The 23,149-nt window shown below is 64.6% G+C and carries 20 protein-coding genes; 13 read left to right on the top strand and 7 right to left on the bottom strand.

The genetic code is table 11. The annotated features are described in order from the left end of the window. Positions 1-166: 166 nt before the first annotated feature. The 7 genes from XH91_RS23055 (at position 167) to XH91_RS23025 (ending at position 7,733) form a co-directional block, all read left to right on the top strand. A complete protein-coding gene (locus tag XH91_RS23055; RefSeq protein ID WP_245470675.1) occupies positions 167-1,420 on the top strand; it encodes an ABC transporter substrate-binding protein in 1,254 nt (417 codons plus the stop codon). A 148-nt stretch (positions 1,421-1,568) separates the two neighbouring features. Beyond that, positions 1,569-2,441: a carbohydrate ABC transporter permease gene (locus XH91_RS23050; RefSeq protein ID WP_128952699.1), complete on the top strand. Its 873-nt coding sequence runs from the start codon at positions 1,569-1,571 to the stop codon at positions 2,439-2,441. Between the two features lie 4 nt (positions 2,442-2,445). Further along, positions 2,446-3,276 carry a carbohydrate ABC transporter permease gene (locus XH91_RS23045; protein WP_128952698.1) on the top strand — a complete coding sequence of 277 codons (831 nt, stop codon included), beginning with the start codon at positions 2,446-2,448 and terminating at the stop codon, positions 3,274-3,276. A 15-nt stretch (positions 3,277-3,291) separates the two neighbouring features. Further along, complete coding sequence (locus XH91_RS23040; RefSeq protein ID WP_128952697.1) at positions 3,292-4,299, top strand: ABC transporter ATP-binding protein; 1,008 nt, start codon at positions 3,292-3,294, stop codon at positions 4,297-4,299. 20 nt (positions 4,300-4,319) lie between these two features. Continuing rightward, on the top strand, positions 4,320-5,093 hold the full coding sequence (locus XH91_RS23035; RefSeq protein WP_128952696.1) for an SDR family NAD(P)-dependent oxidoreductase: 774 nt from the start codon (positions 4,320-4,322) through the stop codon (positions 5,091-5,093). Between the two features lie 39 nt (positions 5,094-5,132). Continuing rightward, positions 5,133-6,779, top strand: a complete 1,647-nt coding sequence (locus XH91_RS23030) for an FGGY-family carbohydrate kinase (protein ID WP_128952695.1) — start codon at positions 5,133-5,135, stop codon at positions 6,777-6,779. 18 nt (positions 6,780-6,797) lie between these two features. Further along, entirely contained in the window at positions 6,798-7,733 is a 936-nt protein-coding gene (locus tag XH91_RS23025; RefSeq protein ID WP_128952694.1) for a carbohydrate kinase family protein, read from the top strand. Positions 7,734-7,739: 6 nt separating this feature from the next. On the opposite strand, the gene XH91_RS23020 is transcribed toward XH91_RS23025, so the two are convergent. Then, positions 7,740-8,627: a LysR family transcriptional regulator gene (locus XH91_RS23020; protein ID WP_128954958.1), complete on the bottom strand. Its 888-nt coding sequence runs from the start codon at positions 8,625-8,627 to the stop codon at positions 7,740-7,742. A 123-nt stretch (positions 8,628-8,750) separates the two neighbouring features. On the opposite strand from XH91_RS23020, the gene XH91_RS23015 reads away from it, so the two are divergent. From XH91_RS23015 to XH91_RS22990, 6 genes are all read left to right on the top strand, one after another. After that, positions 8,751-10,172 carry an amidase gene (locus XH91_RS23015; RefSeq protein ID WP_164933751.1) on the top strand — a complete coding sequence of 474 codons (1,422 nt, stop codon included), beginning with the start codon at positions 8,751-8,753 and terminating at the stop codon, positions 10,170-10,172. Between the two features lie 85 nt (positions 10,173-10,257). Further along, entirely contained in the window at positions 10,258-11,208 is a 951-nt protein-coding gene (locus XH91_RS23010; RefSeq protein ID WP_128952693.1) for an ABC transporter permease, read from the top strand. Beyond that, positions 11,205-12,098: an ABC transporter permease gene (locus tag XH91_RS23005; protein WP_128952692.1), complete on the top strand. Its 894-nt coding sequence runs from the start codon at positions 11,205-11,207 to the stop codon at positions 12,096-12,098. The genes XH91_RS23010 and XH91_RS23005 overlap by 4 nt, the downstream gene beginning before the upstream one ends. Positions 12,099-12,100: 2 nt before the next feature. Beyond that, entirely contained in the window at positions 12,101-13,108 is a 1,008-nt protein-coding gene (locus XH91_RS23000) for an ABC transporter ATP-binding protein (protein WP_164933750.1), read from the top strand. Continuing rightward, positions 13,105-14,109, top strand: coding sequence for an ABC transporter ATP-binding protein (locus XH91_RS22995; protein ID WP_128952690.1), 1,005 nt, complete (start codon positions 13,105-13,107; stop codon positions 14,107-14,109). Before XH91_RS23000 ends, XH91_RS22995 begins: the two co-directional genes overlap by 4 nt. A gap of 57 nt (positions 14,110-14,166) precedes the next feature. Further along, positions 14,167-15,660 carry an ABC transporter substrate-binding protein gene (locus XH91_RS22990; protein WP_128952689.1) on the top strand — a complete coding sequence of 498 codons (1,494 nt, stop codon included), beginning with the start codon at positions 14,167-14,169 and terminating at the stop codon, positions 15,658-15,660. Between the two features lie 233 nt (positions 15,661-15,893). Here XH91_RS22990 and XH91_RS22985 read toward each other — a convergent pair whose 3' ends face one another. From XH91_RS22985 to XH91_RS22960, 6 genes are read right to left on the bottom strand one after another with little or no spacing between them, the layout of a single operon-like run. Beyond that, entirely contained in the window at positions 15,894-16,949 is a 1,056-nt protein-coding gene (locus XH91_RS22985) for an SDR family oxidoreductase (RefSeq protein ID WP_430648525.1), read from the bottom strand. Then, on the bottom strand, positions 16,946-18,652 hold the full coding sequence (locus XH91_RS22980; RefSeq protein ID WP_128952688.1) for a GMC family oxidoreductase: 1,707 nt from the start codon (positions 18,650-18,652) through the stop codon (positions 16,946-16,948). Before XH91_RS22980 ends, XH91_RS22985 begins: the two co-directional genes overlap by 4 nt. Then, positions 18,642-19,292 carry a gluconate 2-dehydrogenase subunit 3 family protein gene (locus XH91_RS22975; protein ID WP_128952687.1) on the bottom strand — a complete coding sequence of 217 codons (651 nt, stop codon included), beginning with the start codon at positions 19,290-19,292 and terminating at the stop codon, positions 18,642-18,644. Before XH91_RS22975 ends, XH91_RS22980 begins: the two co-directional genes overlap by 11 nt. Then, positions 19,285-20,253 (bottom strand): hypothetical protein, encoded by a 969-nt coding sequence (locus tag XH91_RS22970; RefSeq protein WP_128952686.1) that lies wholly within the window; start codon positions 20,251-20,253, stop codon positions 19,285-19,287. The genes XH91_RS22975 and XH91_RS22970 overlap by 8 nt, the downstream gene beginning before the upstream one ends. Next, a complete protein-coding gene (locus XH91_RS22965) occupies positions 20,250-21,356 on the bottom strand; it encodes an enolase C-terminal domain-like protein (protein WP_128952685.1) in 1,107 nt (368 codons plus the stop codon). Before XH91_RS22965 ends, XH91_RS22970 begins: the two co-directional genes overlap by 4 nt. Continuing rightward, a complete protein-coding gene (locus XH91_RS22960) occupies positions 21,356-23,131 on the bottom strand; it encodes a thiamine pyrophosphate-requiring protein (RefSeq protein WP_128952684.1) in 1,776 nt (591 codons plus the stop codon). Before XH91_RS22960 ends, XH91_RS22965 begins: the two co-directional genes overlap by 1 nt. Positions 23,132-23,149 lie beyond the last annotated feature (18 nt).

The following is a 23,149-nucleotide window of genomic DNA, read 5'->3' as shown; positions in this document are numbered from 1 at the left end:
CATAAGTTGCCGAAACGGCCGCGCGCCTGCTTGACAAGCGCGGCACCTCAGCCGAACATACGCCCAACGCGTGGGCATATGCTCAAAACGCGAGTTGAGGGAGGACACCGTGAAACGATTTCTGGGCGCCGTCTGCGGCGCGTCCGTACTGCTTGCCGTCCCCGCGATGGCCGAAACGACCCTGACGATCGCCACAGTCAACAATGGCGACATGATCCGCATGCAGGGGCTGACCAGCGAATTCACCAAGGCGAACCCGGACATTTCAGTGAAATGGGTGACGCTCGAGGAGAACGTGCTGCGCCAGCGCGTCACGACCGACATCGCCACCAAGGGCGGCCAGTTCGACGTTCTGACCATCGGCACCTACGAGGTGCCGATCTGGGCCAAGAAGGGCTGGCTGGTGCCGCTCGCCAATCTCGGCGCCGACTACGACGTTGCCGATCTCCTGCCGAAGATCAGGGACGCGGTCTCGGTCGACGGCAAGCTCTATGCCGCGCCATTCTACGGCGAGAGTTCGATGGTGATGTACCGCACCGATCTGTTCGACAAGGCCGGCCTGAAGATGCCGGAAAAACCGACCTGGGATTTCGTCATCGACGCCGCCAAGAAGCTCACCGACAAGAACGGTGGCGTCTACGGCATCTGCCTGCGCGGCAAGGCCGGCTGGGGCGAAAACATGGCGTTCCTCTCGGCGATGGCCAATTCATACGGCGCGCGCTGGTTCGACGAGAAGTGGGAGCCGCAGTTCAACACGCCGGAATGGAAGACCACGCTCACGACCTACGTCAATCTGATGAAGGACGCCGGCCCTCCCGGCGCGAGCTCGAACGGCTTCAATGAGAATCTGGCGCTGTTCAACGCCGGCAAGTGCGCGATGTGGATCGACGCGACGGTCGCGGCGTCTTTCGTCACCAACCCGAAGGACTCGAAGGTTGCGGACAAGGTCGGCTTTGCGCTCGCGCCCAACACCGGGCTCGGCAAGAATGCCAACTGGCTGTGGGCCTGGAGTCTCGCGATTCCCGCAGGCTCCAAGAAGGCCGACGCTGCCGAGAAGTTCATCGCCTGGGCAACGAGCAAGGACTACACCAAGCTCGTGGCCTCGAAGGAGGGTTGGGCCAACGTGCCGCCGGGTACGCGCACCTCGCTCTATGCGAATCCTGAGTACCTGAAGGCGGCGCCCTTCGCCAAGATGACGCTCGCCTCGATCGACGCAGCCGACCCGAACAAGCCGACCGTGAAGCCGGTGCCCTATGTCGGCGTGCAATATGCCGCGATCCCCGAATTCCAGGGCATCGGCACGCAAGTCGGGCAACAGTTCTCGGCCGCGCTTGCGGGATCGATGACGGTCGATGCGGCGCTGGCTGCGGCGCAATCTGCCACCGAGCGCGAGATGAAGCGCGCCGGCTACATCAAGTAAACCCGAGCTCTCCCTGAGCTCAAACTCGCGGCCATCCACTCCTTGCGCGATGGATGGCCGCCTTCGTCCCGAGGCTTATTTTGACGCGTTTTCCTTCCGCGAACCGGTCTCCACTTCGCTCGAAAACGCCCTGAGGGAGATCCCGAGGATGGCAACCCGGCAGACGCAGTTTCTTGCGCGGTCGCTCCTGACCCCGGCCGTCGGACTGCTGTTCATCTGGATGATCGTTCCGCTCGCGCTGACGATCTATTTCTCGACGCTGCATTACAGCCTGCTCGATCCAGGTTCCGAAGCGTTCGTCGGGCTTGAAAACTTTCGCTACTTCCTCACCGATCCGGCCTTTCTCGCCTCGCTCGAGAACACCCTTGTGCTGGTCGGCTCGGTGCTGGCCCTGACGATCGTGCTGGGGATTCCCCTGGCGCTACTGCTCGACCAGCCCGTGGTCGGCCGCAACTTCGTGCGTCTGATGGTGATCGCGCCGTTCTTCGTGATGCCGACGGTGAGTGCGCTGGTCTGGAAGAATCTGCTGATGCATCCGGTCTCCGGCCTGTTCGCCTGGCTGGCCAAGCTGGTTGGGCTGACGCCGGTCGACTGGTTCAACGACGTGCCGCTGTTCTCCGTGATCCTGATCGTGGCTTGGCAATGGCTGCCGTTTGCGACGCTGATCCTGCTGACGGCGCTGCAATCGCTCGACGAAGAGCAGAAGGAAGCGGCCGAGATGGATGGTGCCAGCGCCATCTCGACCTTCATCTACATCACGCTGCCGCATCTGGCCCGCCCGATCACCGTAGTGATCCTGATCGAGACCATCTTCCTGCTGACGGTGTTTGCCGAAATCTTCGTCACTACCGGCGGCGGACCAGGCCTGCAGACCACCAATATCGCCTTCCTGATCTATTCGCAGGCGCTGATCCAGTTCGACGTCGGCAGCGCCTCGGCAGGCGGCCTCGTCGCGGTGGTCATCGCCAATATCGTCGCCTTCTTCCTGGTCCGCATCGTCGGCCGCAACCTGGAAGCCTGAAATCATGGCGCGCAAGTCAACAACGCAGCGGGTGGTGGTCTCGACGATCGGAGCGTGGTTCTTCGGCTTTCTGATCTTCTTTCCGATCTTGTGGATGGTGCTGGCGAGCTTCAAGACCGAGCTGGAAGCCTTCGCGATCCCGCCGTCTTTCTTGTTCTTCCACTGGACCACGGAAAACTATGCGACCGTGCAGGAGCGTAGCGATTATCTTCACCATGCGATGAACTCGATCATCATCGCCGGCGGCTCGACGCTGATTGCGCTCCTGATCGCAGTCCCCGCAGCCTGGTCGATGGCATTCTCGCCGACCAAACGCACCAAGGACATCCTGCTCTGGATGCTGTCGACCAAGATGATGCCGCCGGTCGGCGTGCTGGTGCCGATCTACCTGATCTACAAGACCTTTGGTTTGCTCGATTCCCGCATCGGCCTCATCTTCATCCTCTGCCTCGGCAATTTGCCGATCGTGATCTGGATGCTGTTCACCTATTTCAAGGAGATCCCGCGCGACATTCTCGAAGCCGCGCGCATGGACGGCGCTACGATTGGCCGCAAGCTCATCTATGTGCTGACGCCGATGGCGATCCCCGGGCTTGCCTCGACGATGCTGCTTAATCTGATCCTGGCCTGGAACGAGGCGTTCTGGACGCTGAACCTATCCACTTCGGCGGCGGCGCCGCTGACGGTGTTCATTGCCTCCTATTCAAGTCCGGAAGGACTGTTCTGGGCCAAGCTGTCGGCGGCCTCGACGCTGGCGATCGCGCCCATTCTCGTCCTCGGTTGGTTCAGCCAGAAGCAGCTCGTGCGCGGGCTCACCTTCGGCGCGGTGAAATAAAGGGGCTGCTGGATCATGGGTCAGATCACACTTCAGGGCGTGCAGAAATCCTTCGGCCCCGTGCATATCATCAAAGGTGCCGATCTCGACATTGCCGACGGCTCCTTCGTCGTCTTCGTCGGTCCTTCCGGCTGCGGCAAGACCACGCTACTGCGCCTGATCGCAGGCCTCGAGGACGTCACCGGCGGCAGCATCCTGATCGACGGCAAGAACGTCGTCGACACGCCGCCGGCCAAGCGCGGCCTGTCGATGGTCTTCCAGTCCTACGCGCTCTACCCGCACATGAGCGTGCGCGGCAATATCGGCTTCGGCCTGAAGATGGCAGGCTTGCCTAAGGACGAGATCAACCGCAAGGTCGAGGCAGCCGCCGCGACGCTGAACCTGACGCCTTATCTCGACCGCAAGCCGCGCGAGCTTTCAGGCGGCCAGCGCCAGCGCGTCGCGATCGGACGCGCCATCGTCCGCGAGCCCAAGGGGTTCCTGTTCGACGAGCCGCTTTCCAATCTCGACGCCGCACTGCGCGTGCAGATGCGCATCGAGGTGACGAGGCTCCAGAAGCAGCTCGGCACCACGGCGATCTACGTCACGCACGACCAGGTCGAAGCGATGACGATGGCCGACAAGATTGTCGTTCTCAACGCCGGCAAGATCGAGCAATACGGCTCTCCGCTGGAGCTCTACGAGCGGCCCGCCAATCTCTTTGTGGCCGGCTTCATCGGCTCGCCCAAGATGAATTTCGTCACCGGCAACAGCGCGGCGCAGCAGGGTGCGGCCACGATCGGCGTAAGGCCGGAGCATCTCAAGATCGAGCGCGACGGTGGTGGCGGCTGGCAGGGCACGATCGCGGTCGCCGAGCACCTCGGCAGCGACACCTTTCTTTATGTCGACGCTGGGCCGCTCGGCATGCTGACAGCGCGCTACATCGGCGAATTGAGCCTGCATGCCGGCGACCGCGTGTCGCTGGTGCCGGACCCCGCGCGCATTCACCGCTTCGACGCAAGCGGCAATGCGATCAGGAACTGACAAGAAACGGGAATACGACCATGTACCTGGAAAAATTCAAGCTGAGCGGCAAGACCGCGTTCATCACCGGAGGCGGGCAGGGCATTGGGCTCGCCTGTGCGGAGGCGCTGGCCGAGGCCGGCGCAAAGGTGATCATCGGTGACCGCGACAGCAAGGTCGCCGGCGACGCCAAGGCCAGCTTGAAGGCGAAGGGTTATGACATCGAGACCGCGATCATGGACGTCACCGATACCAAGCGGGTTGCGGAGGTCGCCAACGACCTCGTCGCCCGCCACGGCAAGGTCGACATCCTCGTCAACAATGCGGGCATTGCCCGCAGCGAGACGCCGGCCGAGACGGTGACGGACGAGCATTGGCTCAACGTCATCGACGTCAATCTCAACGGCACCTTCTGGTGCTGCCGCGAATTCGGCAAGCACATGCTCAAGGCCAAGAGCGGCGCCATCGTCAATGTCGGCTCGATGTCCGGCTTCATCGTCAACAAGCCGCAGGAACAATGCTTTTACAATGCCTCCAAGGCCGGCGTGCACCATTTGACCAAGTCGCTGGCCGCCGAATGGGGCGCGCGCGGCATCCGTGTCAACGCGGTGGCGCCAACTTACATTGATACGCCACTCAACGCCTTCGTGAAAAGCACCCCGAAAATGTACGACGCCTGGATCGGTGGAACCCCGATGGCGCGGATGGGACAGGTCGAGGAAATCGCCTCGGTCGTCCTGTTTCTGGCATCCGAGGCCGCGAGCCTGATGACCGGCAGCATCGTGCTGGTGGATGGCGGCTACACTTGCTGGTAGGCTTGCCGTCAAAACTGACGGAAGCGACCGGGAGTGACAATGCCGCGAGCGTATATCGGCGTCGATGTAGGAACCACGAGCACGCGGGCAGGGGTGTTTGACGAGGCGGGAACGCTGCTTGCGACCGCCAAACATCCGATTCGGATCTGGCATGAGGCCGGCGACATCGTCGAGCAGTCCTCTCAGGACATCTGGGAGGCCTGTGTCAAGTCGGTGCGGGCGGCGATGGCGGAAGCAGCCATTGCACCTGACAGCGTCGGCGGCATCGGTTTCGATGCAACCTGTTCCCTGGTGGTGCTCGATCGCGAGGGCGAGCCGGTCACGGTGAGCGCCTCCGGCGACAGGCAGCGCAACGTCATCGTCTGGATGGACCATCGCGCCATCGCCGAAGCGCGGCTGATCAATGAGACCGCGGACGATGTGCTGCGCTATGTGGGTGGCTCGATCTCGCCTGAGATGGAGATGCCGAAATTGTTGTGGCTCAAGCGTCATCTGCGCGCGAGCTTCGATGCCGCCGGGCATTTCTTCGATCTGGCGGACTATCTGACCTGGCGCGCGACCGGATCGCTCCAGCGCTCGACCTGCACTGTCACCTGCAAATGGAACTACCTCGCCCACGATGGCGGCGGCTGGAGCGCGCCGTTCTTCAAGCGTATCGGCCTCTCCGACTTCGTGAGCGAAAAATACGCGCGCATCGGCACCGAAATCGTCGCCCCCGGCACGCGGCTCGGCGCTGGCCTCACCCGAGCGGCTGCCGCCGATCTGGGCTTGGCGTCTGGCATTCCGGTCGGCGCCTCGCTGATCGACGCCCATGCCGGCGGGATCGGTGCGATTGGGGGACGCGACGGATCGGGCGGAACGACTGACGTCACCGATCGCTTGGCCTACATCATGGGAACGTCGGCCTGCATCATGGCGACGACGAAGGATCCGTGCTTCGTGCCGGGCGTCTGGGGTCCCTATTATTCCGGCATGGTGCCGGACTTTTGGCTCAACGAGGGCGGTCAATCTGCAGCCGGAGCTGCAATCGACCACCTTCTCAAGTCGCATCCGGGCCACGCCGAGGCGAGCGCGGCAGCGAAGAGCGAGGGGGTTGACCTCATCGAATTCCTCGAGCGCCGCATCATCGCGCGCGCCGGCGATGTGAGCCGCGCGGCGCTGCTGGCCCGCGATGTTCATGTGCTCCCCGAATTCATCGGCAACCGCTCGCCTTACGCGGACCCCGATACGCGCGCTGTGATCGCGGGCCTCGATCTCGACACCGATGTCGGTTCGATGGAGCGATTGTTCGTCGCAGGCCTGTGCGGACTCGCTTATGGGCTCGCCGAGGTGATCGAAGCCTTTGCCGCGCATGGCGTTCATACCGGCATCATGATCATGGGCGGCGGCGCCAGCCGCAGCCCCTTGGTGCGGCAAATCATGGCTGACACCACTGGCCTCATCGTCGCGCTGCCTCAGACCAGGGAGCCGGTACTGCTGGGCGCCGCGATGCTCGGCGCAGTCGCCGGCGGCGCCTATGCCTCGATCGGCGAAACCATGGCAAAAATGTCCGCGCTCGGACGCAAGAGCGAACCGACTGCGCCCGACATGGCGGTATTTCACAAGAAGAAGCGGGAGGTGTACAAGCTGCTGCGCGAGGTCGATCGCGCCAGCCGGACGGCGATGCGTGACATCCCCAAAAGCTAGAAGGACGCGTTGAGAGACATGCTGATTTCCTGCGGCGATGCACTGATCGATTTCGTGCCCACGAAAAACGCCGACGGCCGCGAAGCGGTGATGCCGGCGGTCGGCGGCTCCTGCCTCAACGTCGCGATTGGAATTGCACGGCTCGGTGCCCCCACCGGTTTTGTCGGCGGCATCTCGAACGACATGTTCGGGCGCATGATCGCCGACCACGCCGCCACGTCGAATGTCGAGCTTGGTTTCGCCACGCGCAGCGATCACCAGACTACACTCGCGTTTGTCCGCATTGTCGTGGGCGAGTCGCATTATGCCTTCTATGACGCCGATACCGCGACGCGGAATTGGACGTTTCGTCGAGGTACCATCCCTTTCGATAAGGTCGAAGCTGTTCATGTCGGCTCGACCACGCTGGTCAACGATCAGGGTGCTGCCGAGACCAAAGCTCTAATTGCAGACGCGAGGGCGACGTCGACGATCTCCTTCGATCCGAACTGCCGACCCAATCTGGTCAAGGATAAGCCCGCCTATCTCGCCCGCATGGCGGAGTTCGCAGGCAGCGCCGATCTCATCAAAATGTCTGACGTCGACTTCGAATATCTCTTCGGCGAGGAGCCGTATCAGCAGCGCGCGGCCACAATGCTTGGGCTGGGCCCGAGCCTTGTCGTCATCACTCGCGGCAACAACGGGGCCATCGCCTGGCATGCGGAGGCGGGCCAGATCGAGGTCGAGGCGCCGAAGGTCGCTGTTTCCGATACCATCGGCGCCGGTGACAGCTTTCAGGCCGCATTGCTGTTCGCCCTGCACAAGCAAGGCCGTCTCGCCAGGCAGCTGCTCGAAGACATCAGCGCCGACGAACTCCGCCGCGCGTTGTCTTTTGCCGCCAATTGCGCCGGTCTGACCTGCACGCGGCCAGGCGCCGATCCGCCCTGGAGCCATGAGATCAGCTGGAGCTGGTAATCCGCGTTACAGCCGCGCGACGATTTTTTCGGCGCATTTCATAAATCTGGGGATGAGCGGACTCTGCGAATCTCGGCGCCAACACACTGCGATATCGATGGAATCGTCGACATCCCGCAGCGGCCGGAACACGATGCCGCGCGGCGCGCCGAGCTTGGCGCAGTCCGGCAGGATCGCAAGACCCTCACCAGCGAGGACGAGGCTCATCGCCGAATGCACGGTTTCCACGCGGCTTGCGATCGGCATCACGATCTGATGCCGTCTGAGCAGGGCTGCGACTGCGGAGGAGGCGGGGTCCCGCTCGGGCGGCGGCAGCGCGATCAGCGGTCGACCCTGCAAGCGCGCCATCGGCACGGCGCCGAGACGCGCCAGCGGCGAGCGGTTCGGCATCGCCAGCATGAAGCGCTGCGCACCGATCCGCGCCACCTGGATTTCAGGATGGTGGATCGCCGGCATGCATAGCGCCACCGTGACGCTGCGGTCGAGCAGCCGCGCTTCGCGCGTCGATGCGCTGAGGTCGACGAAGTCGAGATCGACGCCGGGAATGGATCGCCGCAGTTCCGGAATCAGCCGCGGTAGCACCGCGTTTGCGAGCACGAACATGTAGCCGACCGAGAGCCGCCCGCGTCTGCCGGCCGTGACCGCGCGCGCGGCTTCGATGCCGTCAGCGGCCAGCGCCAACGCCTCGCCGGCGCGCGCCAGCAGAGCCTGGCCCGCCTCCGTCAGGTCCATGCCGTGCGTGCCGCGGCGAAACAGCGGCGCGCCGATCTCGGCTTCGAGCTTGCGGATCTGGACCGAGAGCGGCGGCTGTGCCATCCGCAACTGTTCGGCGGCCTTGCCGACGCTGCGCGCCTCTGCCACGGCGACGAAATAGCGAAGACGGCGGAGATCCATAGGCATACCGAAATCGTATGGGTTGACTACAAAAATCGTATTGGACGCAGAGTTAACAAAACTGTCATTCTCAATGTCAATGCATTGGGCCAACGGCGGCCCGCTTCGGAGCAAGAACTGACGATGAACGGCGATCCCTGCCTGCTGTCCGCAACCGAATTGCGTCCGCTGATTGCCAACAAGCAGATTTCCCCCGTCGAAATCGCCAGCGCCGTGCTCGCGCGCGCCGAGGCGCTCCAGCCCAGGCTAAACTGCTTCATCACGCTCTGTGGCGACCAGGCGATGGAAGCGGCACGCGAGGCCGAGCGCAAGGTGATGGCAGGAGAGCCGCTAGGCCTGCTGCACGGCCTCCCCGTCACCGTCAAGGACATCGTCAACACCAAGGGCGTGAAGACCACCTTCGGCGCCGTTTCCTATAAAGACAACGTGCCCACGGAGGATGCAGTTGCGGTCGCAAAGTTGCGCAGCGAAGGCGCGATCCTGATTGGCAAGACCACGACGCCGGAGTTCGGCAGCAAGTGCCTGACCGATTCTCCCCTGTTCGGCCGCACCCGCAATGCCTGGAGCGCGGAGCGCTCATCAGGCGGCTCCAGCGGCGGTGCCGCCGTGGCTGTGGCGAGCGGCATAGGGCCTTTGGCGATCGCAACCGATGGCGGCGGCTCGACGCGCATTCCCGCGGCGTGCAACGGCGTCGTTGGCCTGAAGCAGAGCAACGGGGTGATCGCGCACAGCCAGGCGCTCGACGCATTCGGCAACCAGACCTATGTCACGCCGACCACGCGCACCGTCGCCGACACCGCGCTGATGATGCAGGCGATATCAGGCGAAGACGCTTGTGATCCCTGGTCGATCGGCGTGCCCGTGCCCGATTTCATCGGCGCCGCCGCCCCGCGTGGCGATCTGCGGGGACAAAAAATCCTGTTCTGCTCCTCGCCGCCTGGACGCCCGGTGTCGACAGACGTCGCCACTGCGTTCAAGGCGAGCCTCGGCCGTCTCGCGGGCCTCGGTGCCGAGCTCGAAGAGTTCTCCGGCGAGGGGTATGACGTCGAGCCGATCTGGCGCGCCATCAACCACACGGTCTGGCGTTCGCGATTCGCGAAGCTCGTCGCCGAGCACGGCGAGGTGCTCAGCGAGGCGTTCATCAAGCAGGTGACATTGGCAACCAACGTCAGCGGCGTTGACTATCAGGAGGCAATGTTCGCGCGCACGGCGTTGTTCCGCCGCGTGCAATCCCTGCTTGCGCGCGGGCATTTGCTGGCGATGCCGACCATCACCCGCACTGCGCTGCCGATCGACCAGGACCTGTTCGGCACGATCGAGATCGACGGCGTGCAGTTTGATAGCGTCCGGCCGCATTGGTTCCCCTGGACCATGCCGTTCAACATGACCGGTCACCCCGCGATCAGTCTGCCCTGCGGCTTCGGCCGCGACGGCCTGCCGATCGGGCTCCAGCTTGTCGGCCGCTTCCGGGCCGATGCGGAATTGCTGCGGGTGAGCGCGCTGTTCGAGGCTTCGCACGACCTTCTCGCCCGCCGGCCGGAATGACGGCTTGGCCAGGCCAGCAAAAGGCTTGCGTCCGGCGTCCGGACATGTTGATCGTGCCGCTGATGAGGCCTGAGCCCGACCGCGCATGAGCGTATTTGTCCTCCGACGTGTCCTGACATTGCTGGCGACGCTGGTCGGCGCATCCGTGATCATTTTCCTGGTGCTGGATGCGCTGCCGGGCAATGCCGCGCAGATGCTGATGGGTGCTGACGCCTCGGCCGACGCGGTGCGCGCGCTGACCGTCAAGCTCGGGCTCGATCAGCCGCTGGCGGTTCGCTACCTGCACTGGATCCAGGGGCTCCTCGTCGGCGACCTCGGCAACTCCTATGTCTACGGCACGCCGGTCGCCAGTCTGATCGCAGAACGGATGGTGCTGACCATTCCGCTCGCGATCATGTCGATGCTGATCACGGTGGTTCTGGCGCTCTCGGCCGGCGTCTACACCGCTGCCAACCACAACAAGCTCGGCGATGTCGGCGTGATGTCGCTGACCCAGATCGGCATCGCGCTGCCGAATTTCTGGTTTGCGATCCTTCTGGTGCTGCTGTTCGCGGTGCGGCTGCAATGGCTCTCCGCGGGCGGCTTCGCCGGCTGGGACGACGGGATCTGGCCTGGGGTCAAATCGCTACTGCTGCCATCGATCTCGCTGGCCGTGGTGCAGGCCGCGATCCTGGCCCGCGTCACCCGTTCGGCCGTGCTCGAAGTGCTGCGCGAAGATTTCGTTCGCACCGCGCGTGCGAAAGGGCTCGGCAAGCGCGAGGTGCTGTGGAGCCACGTGCTACGCAACGCCATGATCCCGGTGATGACGGTGATGGGCCTGCAATTCGCCAACCTGCTCGCCGGCACCATCGTGATCGAGAATGTGTTCTACCTGCCGGGCCTCGGCCGCTTGATCTTCCAGTCGATTGCGAACCGCGACCTGATCGTGGTTCGCAATTGCGTGATGCTGCTCGCGGCGATGGTGGTCATCGTCAATTTCGTCGTCGACGTGCTCTATGCCTTCATCGATCCCCGCATCAAGGTGCACGACCTGTGAGCGCGCAGCTTTCCACTCCGCTTGACGCGCCGGTTGCAGCGCGCCCCGTGCCGGCCCGCACCTTCTGGAGCCGTGCGCTGCGCCATCACAGCTTCGTGCTGGGCGGTGCGCTCAGCCTGCTGGTGGTCGCCTCGGCACTGCTTTCGCTGGTGTGGACGCCCTGGTCTCCCTATGAGATCGATATTGCCGCGAAGCTCCGGCCGCCGTCGGCGGCGCACTGGCTCGGCACTGATTCCTTCGGTCGCGACATCGTCTCGCTGCTGCTCGCAGGCGCCCGCTCGACCATCCTGGTCGGCATCATCGCGGTCAGCATCGGTCTTTCCTTCGGCGTCTGCCTCGGCCTGATCGCCTCGGCCAAGCGCGGCTGGACCGAAGAGATCATCATGCGCTTCTCCGATTTCACCTTCGCCTTTCCGGCCGTGCTCTCGGCCATCATGCTCGCCGCGGTCGCGGGGCCGGGCATGGTGACCTCGATCATAGCGATCGGTATCTTCCAGATTCCGACCTTGACCCGGCTGACGCGCGGCTCGGCGAATGCGATCTGGGCGCGCGAATTCGTGCTGGCGGCGCGCGCCTCGGGGAAGGGCGCCTTCCGCATCACCATCGAACATGTCTTGCCGAACATTCTGTCGATCCTGATCGTGCAGGCGACGATCCAGTTTGCGCTGGCGATCCTCGCCGAAGCCGCGCTGTCTTATCTCGGCCTCGGCACGCAGCCGCCGCAGCCGTCCTGGGGTCGCATGCTGAATGATGCGCAGACCATGCTGTTCCAGTCGCCCATGCTCGCGGTCTATCCGGGCGCGGCGATCGCGGTCGCCGTGCTCGGCCTCAATCTGCTCGGTGACGGATTGCGCGATCTGCTCGATCCCCGGCTGGCGCGGGAGCGATGACGATGGCGGATCCCGCAACATTGATCGAGGTCGACAATCTCGGCGTCCGCCTCAACACCAGCCGCGGCCCGGCGCAGGCCGTTCGCGGTGTCAGTTTTACCCTGAAGCGCGGCGAGACGCTCGGGCTGGTCGGTGAATCCGGCTGCGGCAAGTCGGTGACTGCGCTTTCGCTGATGGGGCTGCTGCCTGAGAGTGCCGTCGTTACCGGCAGCATCAAGCTTGATGGTCACGAGCTCGCGCGGCTGCCGGATGCGGATTATTGCAAACTGCGCGGCAACCGCATCAGCATGATCTTCCAGGAGCCGATGACGGCGCTCAACCCGATGCACACGATTGGTCATCAGGTCGCGGAGCCCTTGCGGCGTCACAAGAAATATTCCGCCGCGCAGGCGCGGAAAGAAGCGATCGCGTTGCTCGACCGCGTCGGGCTACCCGATCCCGCCAAGCGCATCGATGCCTATCCGCATCAGTTCTCCGGCGGCCAGCGCCAGCGTGTCACCATCGCCATGGCGCTGGCGTGCGAGCCCGATCTGTTGATCGCGGACGAGCCGACCACCGCCCTCGACGTCACCATCCAGGGCCAGATCCTCGATCTCATCGCCGATCTCGTCGAGGAGCGGGGCATGTCGATGATCCTGATCTCGCACGATCTCGGCGTCATCGCGGAGAACGTGCAACGCATGATGGTGATGTATGGTGGCACGGTCGTCGAGAGCGGGCCGACCGACGAGGTATTCCGCCGGATGGGACATCCCTATACGCAGGGCCTGTTCCGCGCCCGCCCCAAGCTCGGCGCGCGCAAGGGGACGCAGCTGACGACGATCTCGGGCACGGTGCCGGAGCTGGCCGATCTGCCTGTTGGCTGCGCCTTCGGTGATCGTTGTCCGCTGGTGATCGATCGGTGCCGCGCGGCGCTGCCGCCGATGGTCGAGGTCGGTCCTGGTCATGTTGTGCGCTGCATCAGGACCGATGTTTCCATGGCCGCGACTGTCGGGGCGCTCTCCGCATGACCGCCGCACCGCTTCTTGATGTCAAAGATCTCGAGCAGCGCTACACGCTGCCGCGCGAAAGCCTGCTCCGTCCGCCCGGACAGGTGCGCGCGCTCAACGGCGTCAGCGTGCAGGTCCAGGCCGGCAAGAGCCTCGGCATCGTCGGCGAGTCGGGCTCGGGCAAGTCGACCTTCGCGCGGGTGGTGATGGCGCTGGAGCGGCCGACTGCGGGCGAGGTCACGCTGCTCGGCCGCGATCTCAATCGCATCTCTCCGGAAGAGTTGCGCCGCGCGCGGCGCGACTTCCAGATGGTGTTCCAAGACCCCTACGGATCGCTCGACCCGCGCCAGACCATTGCGCGCATCGTCGCCGAGCCGCTCACCGTGCTCGATGACGCCGACCGCACGACGTTCCGCGCCCGCGTCGCCGCGGTGCTGAAGCAGGTCGGCCTGCGCGATGCGGACATGGACAAATATCCGCACGAATTCTCCGGCGGCCAGCGCCAGCGCATCGCCATCGCGCGCGCGCTGATCACGCAACCAAAGCTGATTGTCGCGGACGAGCCGGTCTCCGCGCTCGACGTGTCCGTGCAGGCACAGGTCCTCAATTTGATGCAGGACCTCCAGGAGCAGTTCGGTCTCAGTTACATCCTGATCAGCCACGACCTTGCGGTGGTCGATTATCTCTGCGACGAGGTCGCGGTGATGTATCTCGGCCGGGTCGTGGAGCAGGGGCGGCCGGAGGATCTGTTCGAGCGCTGCGCGCATCCCTATACGCGGGCGCTGCTGGACGCCGTGCCCCGGGCACGGGCCGGTGGGGGCCGGCGCCGGCGCGGGGCCCAGGCGATCGCTTCGCAATCGGCGGCTGCGACCGGATGCCCCTATGTGGTGCGCTGCCCGCTTGGCGATCAGCATTGCCGCGAGGTTCCGCCCTTGCTACGCAGGGTGGGCGAGGAGCATCTCGCCGCCTGCCACAAGGCGGAGGCCGTGATGGCATTGCCGCAGGCGGCCGTGGAAGGTTAATGTCGGCTACAGGATTGGCGTAGTCTCAACAAGACAAGAGAAGGCCGGGAGTTGGGCATGTTGAAGAAGCTAACGATCGTCGCTTTTGCCGCCGCATTGGCCGCGGCGCCGCTGCCGGTGCTGGCGCAGGGCAAGAAGGACAGCGTCGTCATGGGCATGACGCTGGAGCCGCCGGGGCTCGATCCCACCAACGCGGCCGCCGCCGCGATCGCCGAGGTCACGCTCTACAACATCTACGAGACCCTGACCAAGATCAACGAGGACGGCTCGGTCTCGCCGCTGCTGGCCGAGAGCTGGACCGCATCGCCCGATCTGAAGACCTATACGTTCAAGCTGCGCAAGGGCGTCAAATTCCAGAACGGCGAGGCGTTCGATTCCGCGGCGGTCAAATTCTCGTTCGAGCGCAACGCGGCCGCGAACAGCACCAACAAGGACAAGAGCCTGTTCCAGGCGATCGAGAAGATCGATGCGCCAGACGCGAACACGATCGCGCTCACGATGAAAAATTCAGAGCCCAACCTGCCGTTCCTGCTGGGACAGGCGAGCGCCTCGATCGTCGAGCCGAAGAGCGCGGCGACCAATGTCACCCAGCCGGTCGGCACCGGCCCCTATCAGCTCGGCGCCTGGGCCAAGGGCTCCTCGCTCACGCTGAACAAGTGGGCCGACTACCGCAACGCCTCCGCGATCAAGCTCTCGAAGGTGACGATCCGCTTCATCTCCGATCCCGCCGCGCAGGCTGCGGCGCTGCTCTCGGGTGACGTCGACGCATTCCCGCGCATCGCGACCCGCGTCGTTGCCCAGTTCAAGGCCGACCCGCGCTTTACCGTGCTGATCGGCGGTTCGAAGGCCAAGACCATCGTGGCCATCAACGAAAAGAAGAAGCCGCTCGACGATGTCAGGGTGCGCCGCGCCATCCTCGCCGCCATCGACCGCAAGGCGATGATTGACGGTGCTGCCGAAGGTTTCGGCACGCCGATCGGCAGCTTCTACACGCCCGGCTCGCTCGGCTATGTCGACACCACAGGCATCAATCCCTACGACCCCGAGAAGGCGAAGAAGCTTCTGGCCGAGGCCGGTGTCACCACGCCGCTCGAGCTCAGCCTGAAGCTGCCGCCGCCGCCTTACGCGCGGCAGGGCGGCGAGATCCTCGCAGCCCAGCTCGCCAAGGTCGGCATCAACGCCAAGATCGAAAACGTCGAGTGGGCGCAGTGGCTGTCGCAGGTGTTCGCGCCGAACGGGCCGCACAATTACGACCTCACCATCGTCTCGCATGTCGAGCCGTTCGATCTCGTCAAGCTGACCGAGCCCGACTTCTATCTCGGCTATAACAGCGAGGCGTTCAACGCGCTCTACAAGCAGATCGTGTCGACGCCTGACGAGGCCGGCCGCGCCAAGCTGCTCGGCGACGCCCAGAAGATGCTGGCGACCGATGCGGTGGCCGGCTTCCTGTTCCAGCCGCAATGGCCGACGGTCATCAACAAGAAGCTGAAGGGCGTGTGGAAGGAAGTCCCGCAGTTCGAGAACGACTTCTCGGCCTGGTCCTGGGAGTAAGCGGGATCGCCTCGTCGGTCGACACTGTCGCTTCTGCAAAGGCCTCTTCCCGTCGGGAGGAGGCCTTTCGTTTTGGCCTCGGCAGAACAAATCCGAAAACAACCCCATACACAGTAGAGAGGGGCTTGAAAGGTTTGATGAAAGTTCGGATTTTAAGAAATTGCTTGTGCCGTCGGGCAAAACATCGGCATAATGCCATCATTGCGATCATGGCGACCAGGGGGCGGGTTGCTTCAGTCCATCCCTCGTCCTCCGAGTTGATGTCGCCCAGGGCGGCCTGTCCGCGTGCCGAGCAGCATGCCGGCTGCGAACGCCGCGAGAGCGCCGACAGCCAGCGGCGCGACTCGCGCCATGGGTCCGTCGACGACGATCGCGCGATCGTCCGCCTCCGCGCCGAAGCGCCCGCGCGTGCGGTGCAAGGACCGAACCGAATGCATCAGATTGTCGGCGCGTTGGGGTCCCACGGGCTTGACCGTCTCCTGCGCGGAAAACGCAGCCCTCGCAAGATAGCGGTCGAGCCACGCCGGAAGCACGGCATTGGCCAGGATGACCTCGAGCGTGCTGAGCCCGATCCAGTATTCGCGACCGGGATGGAGGACAGCCTGATAAACCGCGTTAGCGATGACTTCCGGCTGCACCACCGGCGCGACCGGACGAGGTTCTCGCGGCATGTGAGTTCGCGCCCAATCAAATTGCGGCGTGTTGACCGCAGGCAGCTCCATCATGGTGAGCTGGATGCGGCTGCGATCGTGGATCAACTCGGTCCGCAGCGAATCGGTGAAGCCGCGGATGGCATGCTTGGCGCCGCAATAGGCCGATTGCAGCGGGATGCCGCGATAGGCCAGCGCGGACCCGATCTGGATGATATGCCCGCGATCGGCCGGCCGCATGTGACGCAGCGCTGCCATCGTGCCGTGCACGAAGCCGAGATAGGTCACCTCGGTGACGCGGCGAAACTCCTCGGCGGTCATCTTCCACACCGGCGAGAACACCGTGACCATGGCATCATTGATCCAGACGTCGATCGTTCCGAACGTCCGGACGACGTGGTCCGCCGCAGCGGCCATGGCGTCCGCATCGGCGACGTCGGATGGCATGGGCAGCGCCGTCCCGCCCATCTCCTCGACCTCGCGCCGGGTTTCCTCGAGCGCCTCGGCATCACGCGCAATCAGGCCGACGCGCCAGCCGGCGCGGGCGAAGCGATGCGCGATGGCCCGTCCCACGCCCGCTGAAGCTCCCGTGATGACGACGACCCGGCCTGAATGAAGCGGCACCGGCACCATGCTCATGATCTGTGTACCTCGGTTGAACGCTGATGGAGTGGGGACCGTCGACCCACGGCGGCGTTGAGCTCGCCCCGTTGCGCCAGAACGCGAATGCGGTCCGCGGTCCTGCAGGCGATGGCCTGGATCGTCAGCGACGGATTGGCGCCTCCGACCGTCGGAAAGACCGACCCGTCGCAGATCCACAAGTTCGGAATGTCCCAGCTGCGACAGTCCGCATCGACGACGCTGGTTCGGGCATCGCTCCCCATGCGCGCGGTGCCGTTGAGGTGGCAGGTATCGTCGTCCTGGGTCCAGATGTCGCGTGCGTCCACCGCCTCCAGTGCGCGGCCCATGAAATTGAGGGAGTGATCAATCAGACGCTTGTCGTTGTCGCACCAGGAATAAGTGACGCGGGGAATGCGCAGACCGTATTGATCGACCTCTTCGGCCAGGGTCACCCGGTTGGATTCCTGAGGCAGCATCTCGCCGACGATCTTGAGACCGATGACGTGATTGTAGTCCTTCATGGCCTCGACCAGGCTCTCGCCCCATAGGCCGCGAGCGCTGAAAAGCGTGTTCGCCCAGAGCTGCGGCAACGGTCCCTGGCTCATGTAGGAATAGCCGCCGAAGAAGTCCTTGCCCTTGTCTTCGTAGTTCCAGTGCTCGGTGATGGCGAGCGACGGCGGCCCCTTGTAGGAGCGCACCTCGTGCTCCAGCCGGCCCCACACCGCCTGATTGGATTGCGCCATCAGGTTCTTTCCGACCAGGCCCGAACTGTTGGCGAGGCCGTCCGGAAAGCGGGACGTCGCGGAGTTCAACAGAAGCCGTGGTGTTTCGATCGCGTAGCCGGCGACGACGACGTTGCGCGCGCGCTGAAAGCGCCATGCGCCGTCCCTGTGATAGTAAACTCCGGACACGAGGCCGGACGGCTCGACCTCGACGCGACCGACCATCGCCAGATCGCGGATCTCCGCGCCCGCGGCGATCGCGCGCGGAATCCACGTGACCAGCGCGCTCTGCTTGGCGTTGGTCGAACAACCGGCGACGCAGAAGCCGCGATAGACGCAAGGGTGGGCCAGGCCTCGCGGCGCCGACAGCGTCGCGAGCGGCGTTTCGGTCCATTTGATGCCCAGCGCCTCGCAACCTTTCGCCAGCGCTCGCGCCGCGCCGTTCAACGGATGGGCGCGGTAGGGGTAGCGCGGACGCGGCGGGCCCCAGGGATAGGTCACCGGGCCCGATATCTTCAAGGCCTGCTCGACTTCGGTGTAATAGTCCCACATCTCGCGCCAATCGAGCGGCCAGTCGGCGCCATAGCCGAGCGCGGTGCGCGACTTGAACCATTCGGGACGGAACCGCAGCGAGACCATCGCGAAATGCACCGTCGAACCGCCCACGGCCTTGCCGCTGTTGTTGCCGCCGAGCTGCAGTGGATTGGCGCCGTCGACGATGCGATCGTCGGTCCAGTAGAGCCTGGTCTGCTCGGATTCATCGGAGGCGAAATCCTCGAGCGGTCTGAAATACGGGCCCGCGTCGAGCGCAACGACCGAGAAGCCGTATTCGGCCAGCTTGCAGGCGAGGGTGCCGCCGCCTGCGCCCGTGCCGACGATGGCGAAATCGACCGGCTCGCTCTCGCGGTATTGCCGCATCGGCACCCAGCCGCCCGGACGGAACACGTCCGGCGCGCGGCCGCCGCTTGCTCGCGGCACATGCAGAGGATTATCGGACACGGCGATTGCTCCGGCGTGCTGCAGCATCACTGCCGTCTTTCGCCTCCGCGGCTTCCCAGGGGTCGCGCTCGTCGATATCGAGGCGCACGTAGCCGCGTGGGCTTGCGGGGCCGCCCCAGCCGATCTCGCTCCACGCCGTCGGATGAGCGTAATAGGCGAGCACGATGTCCCGTCCCATGCGATGCTTAAAGAAGGCGTCGCTGTGCAAGCCGCCCCATTCGGCCGATTTCAATTCGCCGCATTGCGCGGCGCGGAGCAGCTTGTCCTGCAAGCCGTCCGGCAACGCTGCAAAGCGCTGGCCGTAGGCGGCCGAGGCCTCGGCATTCAACGCCTTGAGGCCCTGCCGCCATGCATCCGCGTCTCGGGGCACGCCGGGCCCGCGAAAGCCGTCCATGATCCGATCGTGCAGCTTGCGGTCGACCAGTGCGGCGATCGGCACCGGCGGCCGTCCGGCCGGCTGCGGAACGATGCGGTGGGCAATCGCGACGACGGTGTCGTACTCGTCGCGCGTGAAGAAACGCGGCTCGGGCGCGATCGACAGCCGCCGCGCGATGACCTCGCGCGTCTTGTCGTTCCAGGACGGTCCCGACCATTTGGCGAGAACGTCATATTCGGGATAGCGGTCACGACGTTCATGCATCGGGATGCGCCCTCATGAGACGGAGTGCGGCGAGACCCGCGAGCGCGAGGCCGGCGAAGCTCGGCGGCGCAGGGATCGGCGGTCCGTTCAGGATGTTCTGGCTCCAGTTGCGCCAGCCACCCATGTTTCGTGACACGCCGTACGCGTGGAAGCCGACACCGGCGACACCCATGGCCGTCAACACACGCATCCACCAACGGGCGAAGCGATGCGTCCTGCCTGAATCGCCACCGGCCGCCGACAGCAGCAGCGCTGCGCCGATCGGCGGTAGCGTCACCGGGAGAAGCATGAAGGGGTTGTGATAGGCACCCCGGAAATGGAGCAGCCCGGCCTCGCCGGTGGTGCCGAGCAGGCCTGCGCCTGCAACCGTCGCGATCATGCGTCCCGCCGGCAGACCGAAGATGCGCGGCCGCGTTCGCCTCGCCTCTCGCACTCGCTCCGAACAGAAGCCGAGCAGCCCGGAGAGCAGGATCGCCATCGGCGCGCCGATCGGCGCACCGTAAAACAGGTTCTGCCAGCTGAAGCCGCCCACGCGCTTGCCGACGTTGTAGAGATGGAATCCTGAACCGACCAGCCCGGTCGCGGCCGCCAGCAGGTAGGCGGCATCGCGGGCCTTGTGGGCGAGCGGACGCGTATCGGCGGTGCCGTGGATGCTCGTCGCTAGCGTCAGCGCCGAAACTGCAAGGGGGGTGTACATGGCCTTGTTCTTGAACGAGCCGCGGTAATGCTCGACGCTGGAATCGGCGAGCACGGAGGCCGCAAGCGTTCCTGCGGCCCGATTGAGCTCGCGCGCGGTTTTCGCAGTTGCCGCGTTGCTGGAACGACTGCGACCTGGCGCGAGGAGGTGCGAACGCGTGGGACGCACCCGCGCCGAACGCGCTGAAAGCATTGAGATCAGCGCAAGGCCCGATGCTGCGATGCCGGCGACTGCAATCAGATCGCGTTCCGTGGGAAGTTTCATGCTGCCTCCGACACCGCGTAGGCGGCGGCATCGCTCCGCTTCAGGACCAACCCGTTTCCCGGCGCGGTCAGGTCGGGCGCGATCCGGCCCTCGCGGGGGCGCGGCGCGCCATCAAAGAACATGCGCTCGATCCGCACATGGTCGTGAAACCATTCGAGATGGCGTGTACGGGGTGCCGCGCAGGCGACGGCGAGATGTAGCGCCGGCGCGCAATGACCGGAGAGGTCCACGTGGAAGGCATCACACAGCGTCGCAATCCCGAGGAAGCCGGTGAAGCCGCCGCATCGCGTCGCGTCGGCCTGCTGCACGTCGACGGCACCGGCCGCAAGCATGGTGCGCACATAGTCGAGCGTATAGGCATATTCGCCGGCCGCCACGTCCATTCCGACAGGCACATGCTGCCGCACCATGGCCAATCCGGGTAGATCGTCCGACGACACGGGCTCTTCGAACCAGCTGACGTCGTGTTCGCTGAAGATGTCCGCCAGCCGGATCGCTTGGCGGGGAGTGCAAGCGCCGTTGGCATCGACGAACAGGGCGGCATCGCCAATCGCGCGCTTGGCCACCGCGACGCGATGCGGATCCCGCTCCGGCTCGGACCCGATCTTCATCTTGACGGACGTGCAGCCATCCTTCGTCACCCAACCGCCGAGCTGCTGCTCCAGCTCGCGGTCGGAATAGGTGGTGAAGCCGCCGCTGCCATAGATCGGAATGGAGGTGCGGCGAATGCCGAGAAGGACAACCAGCGGGAGATCGAGCAGGCGCGCCTTGAGGTCATGCAGGGCAGCATCGACCGCGGAGATCGCCGTTGCCGCGAGGCCCTCGCGCCCCAGATTACGGACCGCCCGCTGCATCGCCTCGAAAGAGGCTTGTGGTGCAAGGGCGTCCTTGCCTGAGATCACCGCGGCGAGCTTGTCGCGGATCAGCGCGGCGATGCAGGCGCTGGCATAGGTGTAGCCGAGGCCAACCCGTCCACCACCCTCGACCTCGACGAGCACGAGGGTGGTGGAATTCCAGGCGATGGTGCCGTCCGCCTCGGGACGATCAGTCGGCACCGTGTAGGCCTGAACGCGCACGCTCCGGATTGGGACCTCGCACTGCATCAGTCTTTTCCAGGCAGAACACTCGTCAGCAGCTCTTTGGCGCTGTTCTTCAGCACGCTCCCCAACTCCGGCTCGGATGGGATCATGCTGACAAAGTTTTTGGCTTCCTTCAGGGTGATATGCGGCGGGAGTGGCGGCACGTTGGGGTCGGTATAGGCCTCGAGAATGACCGGCCGATCGGCTGCGAGCGCCTCGTCCCATGCCGCACCGACGCGGTCGGGATTGTCGACGAAGATGCCTTTCAGGCCGATCAGCTCGGCGTAGCGATGATAGGGGAAATCCGGAATGCTCTGGGTCGACTCGGTCTTGCCGGAGCCGAGCTGGATACGCTCCTCCCAGGTCACCTGGTTGAGATCGCGGTTGTTGAGCACCAGCACGATCAACCGCGGGTTCGACCAGCGTTTCCAGTATTTTGAAATGGTGATCATGACATTGAGGCCGTTCATCTGCATCGCGCCGTCGCCCATGCAGGCGATCACGGTGCGATCGGGATAGGCCATCTTTCCCGCAAGCGCGTAAGGCGTGCCCGCGCCGAGCGAGGCAAGGCCGCCCGAGAGCGACGCCTTCATGCCGCGCCGCATCCTGAGATCGCGCGCGTACCAATTGGCCACCGAGCCCGAATCCGCGGTGATGATGGCGTTATCGGGCAAACGCGGCGACAGCTCCCAGAACACCCGCTGCGGATTGAGCGGCTCGGCCGAATTCATCGCCCTTTCCTTCAGCGTGTCCCACCAATCGGTCATGCCCTGCTCGATGTCACGGCGCCAGGAGGACTGCTTCTTCTGTGTGAGCAGCGGCAACAGCGCGCGCAGCGTCGTCGCGCTGTCACCGGCCATGTTGACCTCCATCGGATAGCGCAGACTAAGCCGGCTGCCGTCGATGTCGATCTGCACGCCGCGTGCATCGCCCGGTTTGGGCAGAAACTCGCTGTAGGGAAAGGCGGAGCCGACCATCAGGAACGTGTCGCAGTTCTTCATGAGATCCCAGCTCGGCCGCGTTCCCAACAGCCCGATCGAACCGGTGACGAACGGAAGGTCGTCGGGCACCGCAGCTTTACCAAGCAGCGCCTTGGCAACGCCGGCCTGCAGGCGTTGGGCGACTTCGATCACCTCGTCGGTTGCATGAAGCGCGCCGGCACCGACCAGCATGGCGACCTTGTTGCCTGCATTGAGGACATCGGCAGCCGCCCGAAGCGAGGCCTCGTCCGGCAGCTTCGCCGGGCCGGCATAGCCGACGCCCGTATGGGTGGCGCCATGCGCCAGCGGCGGATCCTTGTAGTCGAGCTCCTGAAGATCGTTGGGCAGGATCACGCAGGTGACGGCGCGCTTGGTATGGGCGATGCGGACCGCGCGATCGATCAGATGGCGGACCTGTTCGGGAACGCTGGCCAGCGCGACGTATTCGGTGACGCCCTGGAACAGGGTCTGGAGGTCGACCTCCTGCTGATAGCTTGCGCCGATCGCACTTCGCGCCTGCTGACCAACGAGCGCGACCACCGGAACGTGATCCATCTTGGCGTCGTAAAGCCCGTTGAGGAGATGAATGGCACCGGGACCCGAGGTCGCGTAGCAAAGACCGACCTCGCCGGTAAACTTGGCATGGGCCGAGGCCATGAAGGCCGCCATCTCCTCATGGCGAACCTGGACGTAGTCCATTCTGTCCTTTGCCTTTTCGAGAGCGACATCAAGCCCGCCAACACCGTCGCCGGGATAACCATAGACGCGCTTCAAACCCCATTCGGACAGGCGATGCCAAACATAATCGCTAACATTCATCGGAAGGGTTCCCGTATG

This window comes from Bradyrhizobium guangzhouense, assembly GCF_004114955.1.
Classification (GTDB): Bacteria; Pseudomonadota; Alphaproteobacteria; order Rhizobiales; family Xanthobacteraceae; genus Bradyrhizobium; species Bradyrhizobium guangzhouense.
Note: the sequence above shows the minus strand (reverse complement) of the source record. Positions and strands in the feature narration are given on the sequence as shown.